The following is a 13,076-nucleotide window of genomic DNA, read 5'->3' as shown; positions in this document are numbered from 1 at the left end:
TCAGTCCCCTTCGGGCCGATACGCCGTTGCCACGGCGGCTTCTAGGGCCGCGCCCTCCAATTCGTTCCAGGCGCGCACCACTTCAAGGTCCGGTAAGGGTATCGATTCGAGCTCGTAGGCGCTAACCGCGACCGAGCCGGAGATGCAACGGATCACCTGGTCCATGGTCTTGGTCGCCAGCAATCGCGTCATCGCCTCAAGGGTGAGGACCGGGTCCGGGCCCGAGGGCCGCAGGACGTTTACATGGTTTTCTACGGTTACTCGACCATGGCGTGCCACAAGGGCCTCAAGGTCCAGATGCGCGGCGACAATACGGCGGGTCTGCTCGGGCGCGGTCGTGCGTTGGACGAGTACAGCTGGCTGGTCCAAAACCATCACCTTGCCGTCGGATGGCTTCGTCAGGGCCAAGTACCGCATCGCGTCTCGCGCCTTATCACGATGCAGGATCCCGCCGTCGAGGTCCGCCGCCCAGATCACGTGGCTTCGGTTGCTTCCCCATGCGGCGTATAGATCATCGCTCCGGCGGTTCCAGACCAACGGTCCTGTTGACGCCTTCCAGCCGAACGATCCCAGGGACTCCGTCATGACGGACGCCGCTGCTGCCACCGCAGCGTCGTCGGAACGCCTAGGCAGCAACCACGGCTCGTCGGCCTTCTGCACCTTTACCGATGCGATTGTCTTCTCGGTGCTGCCAAGACTGGTGATCCGGGTCTTCCTGCGCTTCTTCCGCTCGAACGTTGCTAGGCAGGTTTCCTGCAGCACGGAGGTGAAGACACCGCTGCGATCCTCGACAAACGTCACGGCACTCATCGCGGCCTGACGGCCAACGTGGGCACGAAGGTTTGAGAAGTATCGTCCACTGGTGAAGCTGGTGGGAACGAGCGCCGCCAGAACACCTTCCTCATCGAGTGCGTCCACGCCAGCCGCCATGAACAGGCCGTACAGGTTCGCGTGTCCGTAGAGAACATGCGCGTAACGCCTACGCTCCTCCTCAGACAGGCGCACTCGGCCGTACGGGGGATTCATGATCATCACGCGGGGCTGCCTCTCAGTAGGAGCGAGCCCATCACCTACAGCAGCCAGCACAGGCAGTGGTTTGCGACGGCTATCTGGCACGCGGGCTAGAGTCGGCAACATCTCCGCCGCCAGCACCACATTCGTGATCCAAACAGCAGCGGGATCCGTGTCTACGCCCTCAATGAGGTTGGGCAGGCCCGCGAGGGCAAGGGCGGGATCTTCGTGGTATGAGGCGCGCAGATGCTCGCGCAGCGCCGGCAGGAGCAACGCTCCTGACCCGCACGCTGGATCTCGAACTAGGCCCGGCAGCCGCTGGTTCGCAGGTGAGAGACCAAGCGACGTCCGAGTCAAACGCCATAGATGCGCGGCAAGAACAGGCGGTGTGTAGTGGCGCCCATGTCGCGAGCGGGTGGCTGGAGTGAGGGCCTCAACGTAGGCTGCCCCAACCTGCTCGGGCGTCAGGGAACCCCATGACTCGGTGAGTGGCGTATCCAGTGGTAGAGCCACTGGTGGAGCCGCCGGCACCGCCTGAGCAACGTCGAGCCATCGCCCTGCTAGGCCCGCAGCCGCGGCCTGAGCCCTCCACCACGCCGGAACCGCCGCCAAGACGGCCGTTGCCGTCGGCGTCAACTCCGCCGAACCGCTATTCGAAAGCTCGACGCGAGAGCCGCGCGATCCGAGGGGACGCTCCGCGCCAACGCTCTTGACCGCCTCAGACATCGCCGCGACAAGGAGCAGGTCGGGCATCACGTCGGCGTTCCTCCATAAGATCGGTAACGGGCATACCTTAACGAGCGCGGAGGCTCCCAGGTAGTGGGCAGCTGCGAATGAGATTCGCGTTATTGCCCGATCGCGTGCTGTCCTGGCCGGTTTATGGCACTGAAGCATGCATTGGCCTACTTGTCGAGCTTTTGTGGATCGTCATGCCGCTCATCCTCGACTGTCAGTCATATAGCCGCTGAGCTCGACAGGTGTCACGTCACCCTGAAGTTGGGACCGCACGTTCCCAATACCGCCGCGCAGCGTGAGGGGCCTCCGGCGATTCGCCGGAGGCACCCTCCTGGGTCCCTGCCTAGCTCGGCAGCTAGCGTTGCCTGCCGGATCGCGTCGATCCGGTCCTCGACCTGGCGACCGCCTGCACTCGCGAGGTTCCCGGTCGCCGCCCGAGCCGCCGTTAATCACCTGCGCTGCCTTGGCTAGTACCTCGCGCGCTTGGAGGCGCTGTCGATTACGGTTCCAGCGAGAGCGAGGGCTAGCGACAGGGATCTCTGTGCCGTGTCCGGCAGGCTCTCCCGGCCCAATCCGCTCAACTCAATCAATTCACTCAGCGGTCTGTGATGTTCGGGTCCGACCGCTGGGTGGTTGAGGAGGTCACGCGCCGCGTGGGCGTCCTCGTCGCGAATGACGTCCGCCGTCAGCAGTTTGACCAGGTCATCTGCGACGTGCGGTGGCGCGCCGACGGCAAGGTCTAGAGCCGTGAGACTAAGGCGCACACGGAACACCGAGAGTCCTCTACTTCGTATGGTGGCTGACGATCGGTCAACTATGCCTGCAAAGTCGGGTGTAGCAGCATCTCTGATCGTCGTGGCATGCCAACACTCGAGGAGGTCGTGTACCGCTCGTTCCCATGGCTGTTCAATCTTTGTTCGGCTGAGCAGGGCGGCGGCTTCGACCTTGTCGCCCTGGATGAGGTGGGCGACGATCGCGGCCTGTCGCCCATCGAGAAGGGTGGTGCTGATTCCGTCGTGGTGACGTACGTGAGTCAGCGCGTCCACCCAGCGCCCGGCGAGGGTGAGGGCGCGGGTTCCGTCCGAGAGCAGGATGCTTCGTAGCCAAACGATGATCTGTTGGAGTTCGTCCGAATCAGCAATGAGCTGTTGAGGATGTATCTCCAGGTCGTCAATGACGGCGCGCCTGCCGCTGACGATCGACGCGTGTAGGTCGGTGAGCAGGCGGTGGGCGCCGCCGCCGTCGCCGTCTCGGATGCGTAGGCGGGCGAGGTTGATGACGGGTTCGAGGGCGAAGCGGGCGGTATGCCCGCTGAGCGGCGTTCTGCTGAGGTAGAGGTTCGCGTGTTGGTGGCACCAGGTGCGGGCGAGTTGCGTGTCGCCGCAGTCGGAGGCGACGAGGGCGGCTCCGTTAAAAACCATGGATGCTGTTTCCGGGTCGTGTTCGCGGTGGGCGGTCTCGGCGAGTGCAGCGAGTCGGTTCACTCGTGCGTCGAGCGGTTTGGCTGGTGGTCGTTTGCGGGGGACGAGGGGGAAACGGGCGGCGATGGTGGAGGCGAGGGGCAGGGTCATGGTGTCCTCACGTACGGCGGAGGCGCGTGTTGGCATCGAGGTCTGTTCGGTGGTGCGTGGTGGTTGGCGGTGCTTGTGCCTGGGGTGGCCGGGGCGGGGTTGGGCACCGACCCGGCGTGTGCCGTCAGAAGGAGATGGTGAAGGCGGTGTCGGGTCGCTGAATATCGCCGGGCTTGGCAGGTCGCATTCCTGCTGGCTGGGCGGTCACGGTGGGTTGGTTGGGACGGCCCGCCTCGTCCCATTGGTCGAGCAGGTCGGTTAGTTCGGCGGCGAGCTTGTCGGCGTCTGGCCCGTGTGCGATGGCGCCGATTTCGTGGTGGCCTTCGCTGGTTGGTTGGAAGGCGAGGTAGGCGATGGTGCCGCCGTGGTAGATGGTGGCTCCGGCCCATCGGTAGGCGGGGGTGACCAGTCCGCTGGTGCGGGCGGTGTCGCCGACGCCGAGGCGGCCGAAAGGTGTGCTGGTGTGCACGAGTAGCCATAGGTCGAGATGGCCGATGGGGTCGGGGTCGGCGACTTCGATGCCGGTCCAGCGTTCGTGCTGGGGGTAGCTCAGGGCGCGGCTGAGCGCCTGTCGGTCGGGGTGGTCGGCGGCGTCGAGTTTGAGGGCCACGTCGGTGTGAAGGCGTACGTGGTGGTCGGTGTGTTCTGCGGTGCCGCGCATGGGGACGAATCCGCAGACCAGCGGTGTCGTGGTGCTGGCGAGTTGGTGGGCGGCAGTGCGGTCGAAGGCGAAGCATCGGGTCAGGCCGCTCTCGTGTACGCGTAGGGGTACGACGATGCGGCCGTGGTCGGCGAGTTGGTCCCACCAGGTGGTGGAGATGTCCCATGCTCCCGCGGTGACGATGATCCGGTCGTAGGGCGCGGTGTCGGGGTGGCCGAGGGCTCCGTCGGCGTGGATCACGTCGACGGTGTCGTAGCCGGCGCGGGCGAGGCTGGCGCGGGCGCCGTCGGCGAGGTCTTGGTCGAATTCGATGGTGACGACCTTGCCGGCGGGGGTGGTTAGCTCGGCCAGTAGGGCTGCGTTGATGCCGGTGGCCGCGCCGATCTCCAGGACGCGATGTCCGGGGTGCGGATCGAGTTGTTCGAGCATGTCCGCGACGAGGCTTGGGCTCGACGCCGAGGACAGCGCGGCACCGCTGGGGTCGCGCTTCGTGACGATCTGGCGGCGGGTGTAAACGGTCTCCACATCGACACCGGGGAGGAACTGCTCGCGGGGCACTCTGCGAAACGCCTGCTCTACGGGAGCCGAGCGAATGTGGCCGCGCTGTTTCAAGGCGCTAACGAGCTGTTCGCGAAGCACGGCTGCGCTGGGAACTTCCGGTTCGGCGTCAGACGAGTGGATCATGTATGTGCTTCTCTCTGTTGTTGGGGCGAGTTGGTGCTTGTCGTAGGCGTCGGTGGACGAGTGGTGGAAGGTGACGTGCGTGGCTGCCGTCGCGAGGAGCCAGGCGTCGGCGGCCGAGATGCCGAGCCGATTGAAGAGGAACAGCAGGTGGTGGGTTAGCACCCCGCGCAGGTCGCGGGTGAGTGCGCCGTGCCGGTCGAGGAAGCCGAGGTCTGCGCCCGCCCGCTCGTGGGCTTGCGGCCATTGGGGGGTGGCTGCCAGCGGGCTACCCGGAGCGTCGACGGCGGCGATGAGCAGACGCTGTACGGCGGCGATCAGTTGCGGGCTTGGTCCTGGCGCGTTGGCTTGGTGGCGGCGGATCGCGAGGTGTCGCCAGACGTCGCCTTGCTCGGCGAACTCCAGTCCGGCGGCACACATGAGGCGGGTGGCGAGCACGACACCGAGTTCGCGTCGGTGGGCGCCGCCGGCAGCGAGATGGCCGAGGATGTGGCGGCTGTCGGCGTGGAACAGGTTATGCGCGACCGTCATGGCCTGGTCGCCGCCGAACGCGTATGCCTCGGGCCGGTAGATGGGCTCGGTGACGCCGCGGATGCGGTCGTCGTTGGTGAGGTCAGCGAGGAAGGCGTAGACCTTGGCTTGCCGGTCGGCGGGCAGGAGCCGCAACCGCCATGTCTGCGTTTTGCGGATGAACCAGAAGGCGGTGATCACACCGCTGTCCTCGGCGCTGGTTAGTGCGGGGGCGAGCCGGGTTGCGGCGTACTTCTCGGCGGTTTGCCAGTCGACGAAGGTCAGGTTGACCTGACGCCACTGGCTTACCGAAACCGCCTGGATGGGTGGGGCGATGTCAGAGGCGAGGTCGAGGTCCATGGGTGGTCTCCTCGTCTAGTGGATTAGCAGGCTGGTTGCCCAGCGGATGTCGGTGCCGGTGGCCATGGTGTGCAGGGTGAGCGCGATTCCTGCGTGGCCGGCGATCAGGCCGGATCGCGCCGGGGTGGCGTCGGTGGCGTGCTGGATCAGCAGGCGCATCACGTGGGGCAGGCGGGTGTGCAGACTGGTGGTCTGGGCGTCAACGGCGGCGTACCAAACCGTTGCGGCGAGTCCTGCCCAGCCGTGGCACAGCGATGGGTCGACGAGTCGGTTGAGCTGAACGGGGTCGGCCAGGCAGCGGGACAGGGCGTCTTCCGCTGTCTGCTGCCTGGCGGGATCGGGGAGGGCAATCCCGGCGAGCTGTTGCGCGCGGGCTATGCCGGGGGTGCCGTAGCACCAGGACGGCCGAGCCGGTCCACGTGCCGCGGGCTTGTCGGCGTGCAGCTCGGCTGCCGTGATCCTCTCTGGCCACCATGGTCCGGTTGGGCCCGTCTGCCGCCAGTCGTCCAGCCAGGTGTTGATCCGGCCGATCGCTTCGGCCTGTCCCGGCACCAGGATGTTGTGGCGCATGGCGAGCGCCAGGAGCGCCAAGGGGCCCGTGATTCCGTGCGCCATGCCGAAGTTGGCGTGCCCACCTGATGCAGGGCTGCCGGGATCGGGCGGGTCGCCGCTCCACCAGCCTGGCGCGAGCTGTCCGGCCTCGTCGTCGATGTCGACCGGGTCGGTGAGCCGCACCAGGTACGTCAGCACCTGCCGGAGCAGGTGGCCGTCCGGTTCGCGACGTAGCAGGTGGGCTCCAAGGCCGGTCAGCCCGCGTACGAGGTCGAACTCCGACAGCGTGGGCCGAGCACATGCCGCGATGCGCGCCTCCGCGGCGGCCAGACGCCGCCTGGTCAGGTCCGCGACCGAGTAATCGAGCGCGTCGAGGGATGCCGGACGGGCGTGCGGCGCGGCCGTGGTCAGCGCGTGGGTAACTGCCGGCGCACCGAACCACAGTCCTGCTCCGCTGCCGTTGTTCAGGGTGTCAGCGGTCGCGTGTCGCAGCCATTCGTAGGCCGGTTCCCATCCTGCGTGCCCCGTCTGGGCGCGCACGCCGTGCAGGATCGCTACCCCGGCGGCACCTCGCGATAGGGATTGGGCGTGCCAGCGGTTACTTCGTGGCCCGTAGTCATCCGCCGTGAAGTCCGGAGGGGGCGGCTGGGTGAGGGTGTCGGTGATGCACGAGGCCATCGTTTCGGCTGCCCGTAGCAGTGGACTCGCGAGGGGCACAGCAGTCATCAGGGCGCTCCTGCGGTGCGGACGCGGCGGCGCACGGTCGCCAGCGCGATGTGGCGAGCGAGCCGATGCGTGACCTGCTCGGCAGGTTCGTCGGGACCGTGAGCGCGAACGAAATGCAGGTGTAGCAGCGAGGTGAGCACGGAGGTTGGGGTCAGTGGGCCGCGAGTTGAGGACAGTGTGTCGGCATAGCGGGCTGCGGCCCGGGATCGCTCCTGCCATGCCTGCTGGACCTGATCCGGCAGGACGGTCGGGTCAAGGGTGACCGCCTGGCGCAGCAGATACCGGTCGATGGGTGTCGGCGCGGCAAGCTCCGGGTGGGCGACCAGCCACTCACATGCGTCGTTGCGACTGCCGAGCATCGCAGCGGCCAGGTCGATCATGCTCACGGCGGTAAGGACGTGCCGGTTGACCTGACGCTCGGGGTGCACGCTGAGCTGCGCCAAGGCTGCGGTGGAGTCGGCGGCGAACAACTCGTGCGCAGCGAACAACGCCTGGCCGTCTCCGTATCGGCCTGACTCGGGATGGTAGGTGTCCAGGCTCAGGTCTCCGACAAGGCCCTGCCGTCGAAGGGCAGCGGCCCAGCGGCCGACCCGTACGGCCGCGTGTCCATAGTCGTCCGTGTGCAAGCGCAGCCGCACGTGCGACGTGGGACGTCGGAGGCGGACGAACCACCGCAGCGGCGGCTCGGGCCAGTCGGCGAACAGCGGTGGCAGCCCCCGCAGCACGACCAGCTCCATCATTGGCGGTTCGACGGCTAGCGACGCGGACACGATGCCGCCTGCTCCGGGCATGATCGGCGGGGCCGGGGCGGGCGGTGGCCCCGGGCCTCGTGCGGAGACGACGGCCGGCGCCACGGCGGGCTCGGCCGTGGAGGCGACCGGTACGACGATCTCGTGAGCACGCCCGGACAGCCACCCGAAGTCTTCCGGACCCGCCGCCTCTACCACGGTGATCGGTTCGGTGCTGGCGTCCAGGTGGGCGCGTAACAGGGACCGGTCCATGGCCTGATCGAGGGTGAGCCGGAGTCTTTGGTCGCCGCTGCCGACCTGCACCCACCCGGGTAGCCGCAGCCTCGAACGCATTGCCTCCCAGGCTGCGAACCATTCGCTGTCGCTCGCGTCCGCAGCGGGCAGGCAGGCAGGGTCTATGCGCCACCGGGCGGCCGTGAGCAGAACCCGCCCGTATCGCAGCGCGGGCCGAAAGGGCAGGCAGGAAGCCGCGCCCCAGTCGAACGGTTTCAGCCGGGCGTCCATCGCTCGGGGCAACTCCACGAGAAACCGACCGAGCAGCGGCATCGTGTGCAAGGCGGCGGCATGCGCGACCGTCGGCTCGACCACCCGCCCCCGCGACATCGACACCAACACCAGTCGGTCCCGACCGGCAGCCACACCAAGATCAGCAATACTGATGATGCCCTCGGTTGCCGGACGATGCTCAGCCAAGGAAATTAGCCATGGAAGGACCAGCGGGGCATTCAGAACGTTCTGCGCATGCAGACGGTGTGGTGGGAAGCTCAATTGCGCCGGCATGGCCCCGTCCACCGCGACGGGTAGCCGCGCGAACTCCTTACACATCCGCTCCCGCTCGGGAACGGGCAGCACGTCGAGGAAGCGTCCGCTCGTCGCCATCGCCGAGCGACCCATGCCCATCAGCGCGATCGTGAAGCGCCCTTTCGCCAGTGCGTCCAGCGATACCGCGCCGATCTCTGCCGTGACGTCGACGTGTGGGCTGATGTGGCCCTCTTCGGGCGCAGGGCTGGCCAGGGCCTTCACAGCTGCGTCGTCGAGCTTCACCTCGTGGACACCGTCGATCACTGCCTGCTGGGCCAGCGCCAAGAGCCGCTCGTCACGGCTGGACAACCAGGCTGGGGGTGCATCGGCCGCGCGGGTGAAGTGCTCCGGGTAGCCCAGCCCAGTCAGGGGATCGAGCACCTCAGCCAGCGGCACTATCACCGTCGTGCCGTAGCGGTTGACGAACCGGGCGCGGTACGTGCGCCACTCCGGCCGACCGCCCGGATGCGACGTCAAGCGTCGCAGCACGCCCACAGCGCTCGCGATCTCGGCAGCGACCTGGATCGGCAGGGTGACCTGATCCGCAAGCCGAAGATCCACCGCGATCGGCTGTGGATCCGCTGCCACCTGACGCATCCGGTCGGCCAGCTCACGAAGATGTGTCGTACCGGCTGCGATGCCACCCAGGTCGACGTGCAACGACGCGAGTGCAGCCGCGACGGGCTGCTGTTCGTTGAGGTGGTCATCCTGCACGGTGTCGAGCTGGTCCAGGATGTGTCGCAGCGGGTCGGTGCAGGTCGACGGCGGCCGGAGGCTGGAAATCAGCACGCCGTGGTCGACCAGATCGGCAACCAACGCTTCCGCAGACGGACGCGGAGTTCGTGGGAACGCGGCGGCCACCGTGTCGACCAACTCCGCCCACGAGACCGACGCGGCGGCTAGCGACACGGCCAGCCGCACGGCTGCCGTGTTCCTCACCGAGGAGACGCCGTCTGCTGGTAGCGAGGCGTGCGGCCGGCGCCCTACCGCCAGCCGAAGTCCCTGTCCCACCGCCAGATTGTTTGCCTGCACACGCAGGTTGCGGCGCACATGCGGGTCGGCTTCGAGCCGCGCGATCAGAGACGCGAGCCAGCCCGCGTCCGGCCGTACCCGGATGGCCGAGCGCCCTAACGGTACGACCGAGGCAGTCCTGTCGAAGCGCAGTGCCGCGACCCCCGAGAACAACCCAAAGGGCGTGGCCCGCCGCTGGGCACGCACCAGGTACCGCGCCAGCGCCAGAGCCATCCGCCAGCCGCGGCCTGCATCGAGTGTCCCGCCAGCGCACACCGCCTCGACCCGGGAAGCGAACTCAGGACTGGCGGTCCACACGGCTTCGGCCACACCAGGGCGCTTCCACGTCTCCCGCAGCCAACCATCGACGCCTGCGGCATCGCCCCGATGCGGCCACGGCAGGCCGCCGCTTCCGCACGAGTGCACGGCGATGCGGATCGTGGCGGCATCAACCGCCCGGTACACACTGCTTCTCGCCGCCACGGTCCTCTCCTCACACGGGAACTTCCTCGGTTTCAGGGGTCGCCGGTTCCGGTGAACGTTCGGGTCGCTCACCGGAACCGGCAAGGACAAGCGACTAGCAGTCACTGCCCTTCACGGTGTCGCAGCCGTCGTCCGTGTCGGCCAACAGTGCGGCGGCGACCGGACCCTCGGTGACGATCTGGACGTCCAGCTGGAACGGGTCGTCGTTGACGGCGAGCAGGTCGTTCATGGTTCCTCCTAGGGAGTTGGGACGATGGGTGGGCAGGTAGCCCCCGCAGCTACCGGCACGGACTTCGCGGAGCGTCAGGCCGGGGCGGCAGGGGAACGGGGGAACCCCTGCCGCCGGCCGGCACCGGCCACCGCGCCCATCTCGATGAGCGGCGGCCGGTCGGGTAGTCGTCGCACGGCGACTACCCGGGTCGGAAATAGCTGGTAGGAGGTGGCGGCCTGCCGGCGGCCCAAGTTCTCGAAGTAGAAGATTGCGGTAATTTCCGTCGCGTCTGCCACAGACTCAGCAGGACGGATCGCACCCTGCCCGCGCCCCGTGCGACGCATGTCATGCGGTTGCCTTGCGGGCGTGGATAGCCCTGCCCTCGTAGGAGCCCAAGAGCACGTTTGGATCGGCCATGAGCGTGACGAACCGGTCGAGGTCGGCATCGGTGACCTCGGGTGTAGTCAGGACGGGACGGAGGTGGTCGACTAGGTTGGCGAGTAGCTGGCATCCGGGGCCGCCTCCGGTCCAGGTCTCGGTGGACGCGTGGGTACAGACCTGCGGCATGCCCTTGACGATGAGCAGGGCGGGGGTGTCGGCCGTCCAGGTGCCGGCACCGTCGAGTCCGGCGATGGTGCGGTAGACGCGTCGCATGACGGTGTGGATCAGCCGGGTGTCGTCGTCAGTTGCCCAGAAGACTCGTGGCGGGGTGTCGGTGACGTCGGCCAGGACGAGCCAGCCACCGGGACGCAGCCGGGCGATCATCAGTTCCAGCGCCTCTGCGGGGTGCGGCAGTGCGCCGTGCAGCCATCGGGCCACGACGACATCAAAGCTGTCGGGCTCGCCGGGAAGATCGTCACCGTTCAGGTCCCGCTGATAGACGTCGATGATGCTCGTTGGGTTGAGGTAGGTGGTGTCCTTGTCGACCGCGGTGACCCTGCCGTGAGGGCCGACGAGGCGGGCCAGGTAGGCGGTGACCTCGCCGCCACCCGCGCCGATCTCCAGGACGCGCTGGCCGGGTTGAATCTCGAGCCGGTCCAGCTGCTGCCGGATGATCGGGTCGAGCAGTTCACGCAGCCGGGCAGGGCGCAGTTGGCCGCTGTGAGTAGTCGTCATCGCGGTGATACCTCTCCTGGTTCGAGTTCGGGCGTGCAGGGGTGCTCGGCGGGGACAAGCCACACACCGGGCCGGCGGGGCATCTCCCGTTGGACCGTTAAGGCCACGGGTGGCGTGTTGGTGGCGGGTGGCTCCCAATAGCGGTGGGGCGTGTGGGTGTGGGTGAGCAGGAGCAGGTAGACGCGTGTGCGCCAGCCGGTCGGCGTGAGGATGGCGCGTTCGTAGGCCAGGACAGCTCCAGTGCTCGGATGCAGGATCAGCAGGTGCCGCTCACGGCCGTTGTCGCTGGTGGCGGCTACGGCGATGCCGGTGCGGCCGGCGTGGTCGGGCGTGTTGGGGTGCGCGGTCAGCGCGGTGGTGTCTGCGAGGGCTTGCGCGGCGAGGGCGCGTTGCGGCGGGCCGGGGCTGTGCCAGGTGGCGAGCGCGGCGAGACCGGCCACGAGCTGTGTGGTCCTGTTGAGCTGCGCGTTTTGCAGCCTTGACTTGGCGCGGAGCCAATCGGTGCTGCGGTAGGCGTGGAACAGGTTTCTGTCGTGTAGCCACCCTGGTGGCCAGAAGTCCTCGATGACCCCGAACCCATCACTCGGGTGCTGGGTCATCAACTCCGCGCCGGAGTCGTCGTCGGCGTACCAGCGCACGATGTCCCGCGTGCTCTGCTCGCCTTCGTTGTCGTACCAGGCGCGGTGGTGGACCAGATTGAATCGGCCGACTGCCGAGTCGCAGGGGTCCGCTGCTGCGTGGTGCGCTAGATGGAGCAGGATCGGGCGGGCCGGTTGGCCGGGCCGCAGCTTTGTCGCCATCAGGGGGCGCGTGGTGCCGGCGAGATCATCGTGTGGCGAGGGCACGTCGCAGCCGTCGGATGCGCCGGGTAAAAGCGGCGATTCTTGACTGGTCGGCGGGGGCACCTGCCCGGCGATGAGAGCGGTGACGAGAACGGCCACCCCGACTTTCCCGCGATAGGCCCACCGGCCACAGGCGGCGACGGACGGCAGAGACGCCGTGCGGGTGTCCACAGCGCCCGAAAGGACAGCATGCGGTGCGGCCACGGCATTGCCGGGACGGCTCTGGGCGCCGATGGGCATGGGGTTCATCACGGCCTGCTCGGGGTTGATAGACCGTCCCGTCGCGCCCGGGGTCGTGGGATCAACCGTGGCGGTGCGGCGGCACTGAGGTCGGCGACGAAGGCGTCAACCTGGCCGTAAGTGACGCCGGGCATGCAGATGAGATGACTGGTGGCTCCGTCAGTGGCGAGTAGCCACTTCTTGCGCACCTGCTCGGGTGGGGTGGGCAGGACGACGGTGAAGGCGTGCGGATGCCGCCACGCGGGCCAGTCGGCGGCGTTAAGTTGATCGACGGTGTAGGCGGCGAGGCGGCGGGCTTGAGTTGCCCGCCAGCGGTGCCCTTCATGTCCATGGGTGGCGATGGCGTGCCAGAGCAGGGCGGCGGCCAGGCCGCAGCGGGAGCCGGTGATGGTGGTGTCGAGGGTGGCGGTGTAGGCGATGTGGCTGACCGTGTGGCGGGCGCGGTCGCGGATGAGGACTACTCCGCAGGGCGTTGGCACGCCCAGGAATTTGTGGCCGCTGATGGCGATGCTGCTGATGCCGCTGTCGTCATCGAGGCGTAGCCGGCCGTCGAGTGCGAGGGGGATGCCGGACAGGGCCGCGTCGACGTGCAGGTGTCCGGTGACCTGGTGCTCATTGAGGACGGCGCGGATGGCGGTGGTGTCGTCGACGGCTTCGGTCAGGGTCGTGCCAGCGGTGGCGACCACGATTGCGGGCCAGCGTCGGCGGCGGCTGACTTGCGCGGCAAGGTGCGCGTAGTCCATCTCCCCGTCGGCGTCCGCGTTGACCACGACGCCCCGCGCCCCGAGCATGTGGACGATCTTGGGTATCGAGTAG

The 13,076-nt window shown here is 67.8% G+C and carries 10 protein-coding genes; all 10 read right to left on the bottom strand.

Annotated elements, in window-relative coordinates; genetic code table 11:
* On the bottom strand, positions 1–1,737 hold the full coding sequence (locus tag DLJ59_RS21135; RefSeq protein ID WP_244236152.1) for an Eco57I restriction-modification methylase domain-containing protein: 1,737 nt from the start codon (positions 1,735–1,737) through the stop codon (positions 1–3).
* A 476-nt stretch (positions 1,738–2,213) separates the two neighbouring features.
* Entirely contained in the window at positions 2,214–3,317 is a 1,104-nt protein-coding gene (locus DLJ59_RS21130) for a hypothetical protein (protein ID WP_124774361.1), read from the bottom strand.
* A 124-nt stretch (positions 3,318–3,441) separates the two neighbouring features.
* Entirely contained in the window at positions 3,442–5,529 is a 2,088-nt protein-coding gene (gene fxlM, locus DLJ59_RS21125; protein ID WP_124774360.1) for a methyltransferase, FxLD system, read from the bottom strand.
* Positions 5,530–5,544: 15 nt separating this feature from the next.
* The gene (locus DLJ59_RS21120) at positions 5,545–6,759 is read right to left on the bottom strand and encodes a lanthionine synthetase C family protein (RefSeq protein ID WP_124774389.1); all 1,215 of its coding nucleotides are present in this window, start codon (positions 6,757–6,759) and stop codon (positions 5,545–5,547) included.
* Between the two features lie 47 nt (positions 6,760–6,806).
* On the bottom strand, positions 6,807–9,794 hold the full coding sequence (locus DLJ59_RS21115; protein ID WP_244236151.1) for a lantibiotic dehydratase: 2,988 nt from the start codon (positions 9,792–9,794) through the stop codon (positions 6,807–6,809).
* A gap of 151 nt (positions 9,795–9,945) precedes the next feature.
* On the bottom strand, positions 9,946–10,080 hold the full coding sequence (locus DLJ59_RS21110; RefSeq protein WP_124774359.1) for an FxLD family lanthipeptide: 135 nt from the start codon (positions 10,078–10,080) through the stop codon (positions 9,946–9,948).
* Between the two features lie 74 nt (positions 10,081–10,154).
* The gene (locus DLJ59_RS21105) at positions 10,155–10,358 is read right to left on the bottom strand and encodes a hypothetical protein (RefSeq protein ID WP_124774358.1); all 204 of its coding nucleotides are present in this window, start codon (positions 10,356–10,358) and stop codon (positions 10,155–10,157) included.
* A 49-nt stretch (positions 10,359–10,407) separates the two neighbouring features.
* Entirely contained in the window at positions 10,408–11,178 is a 771-nt protein-coding gene (locus DLJ59_RS21100) for a class I SAM-dependent methyltransferase (protein ID WP_124774357.1), read from the bottom strand.
* Entirely contained in the window at positions 11,175–12,269 is a 1,095-nt protein-coding gene (locus DLJ59_RS21095; protein ID WP_124774356.1) for a hypothetical protein, read from the bottom strand. The genes DLJ59_RS21100 and DLJ59_RS21095 overlap by 4 nt, the downstream gene beginning before the upstream one ends.
* A partial coding sequence (locus DLJ59_RS21090) for a pyridoxal-dependent decarboxylase (RefSeq protein WP_124774355.1) occupies positions 12,269–13,076 on the bottom strand: 808 nt, incomplete at its 5' end. The genes DLJ59_RS21090 and DLJ59_RS21095, both read right to left, overlap by 1 nt.

Source organism: Micromonospora inaquosa, from assembly GCF_003857055.1.
Lineage (GTDB): Bacteria > Actinomycetota > Actinomycetes > Mycobacteriales > Micromonosporaceae > Micromonospora > Micromonospora inaquosa.
The sequence above is the reverse complement of the archived record's forward strand: the minus strand, read 5'-3'. Positions and strand labels throughout refer to the sequence as shown.

What these genes read in the sequence shown, in the direction of transcription:
- DLJ59_RS21110 (WP_124774359.1), bottom strand. Translation starts at nt 10,080, where the DNA reads ATGAACGACCTGCTCGCCGTCAACGACGACCCGTTCCAGCTGGACGTC.
- DLJ59_RS21130 (WP_124774361.1), bottom strand. Translation starts at nt 3,317, where the DNA reads ATGACCCTGCCCCTCGCCTCCACCATCGCCGCCCGTTTCCCCCTCGTC.
- DLJ59_RS21135 (WP_244236152.1), bottom strand. Translation starts at nt 1,737, where the DNA reads ATGTCTGAGGCGGTCAAGAGCGTTGGCGCGGAGCGTCCCCTCGGATCG.
- DLJ59_RS21095 (WP_124774356.1), bottom strand. Translation starts at nt 12,269, where the DNA reads ATGAACCCCATGCCCATCGGCGCCCAGAGCCGTCCCGGCAATGCCGTG.
- DLJ59_RS21100 (WP_124774357.1), bottom strand. Translation starts at nt 11,178, where the DNA reads ATGACGACTACTCACAGCGGCCAACTGCGCCCTGCCCGGCTGCGTGAA.
- DLJ59_RS21120 (WP_124774389.1), bottom strand. Translation starts at nt 6,759, where the DNA reads ATGGCCTCGTGCATCACCGACACCCTCACCCAGCCGCCCCCTCCGGAC.
- fxlM (WP_124774360.1), bottom strand. Translation starts at nt 5,529, where the DNA reads ATGGACCTCGACCTCGCCTCTGACATCGCCCCACCCATCCAGGCGGTT.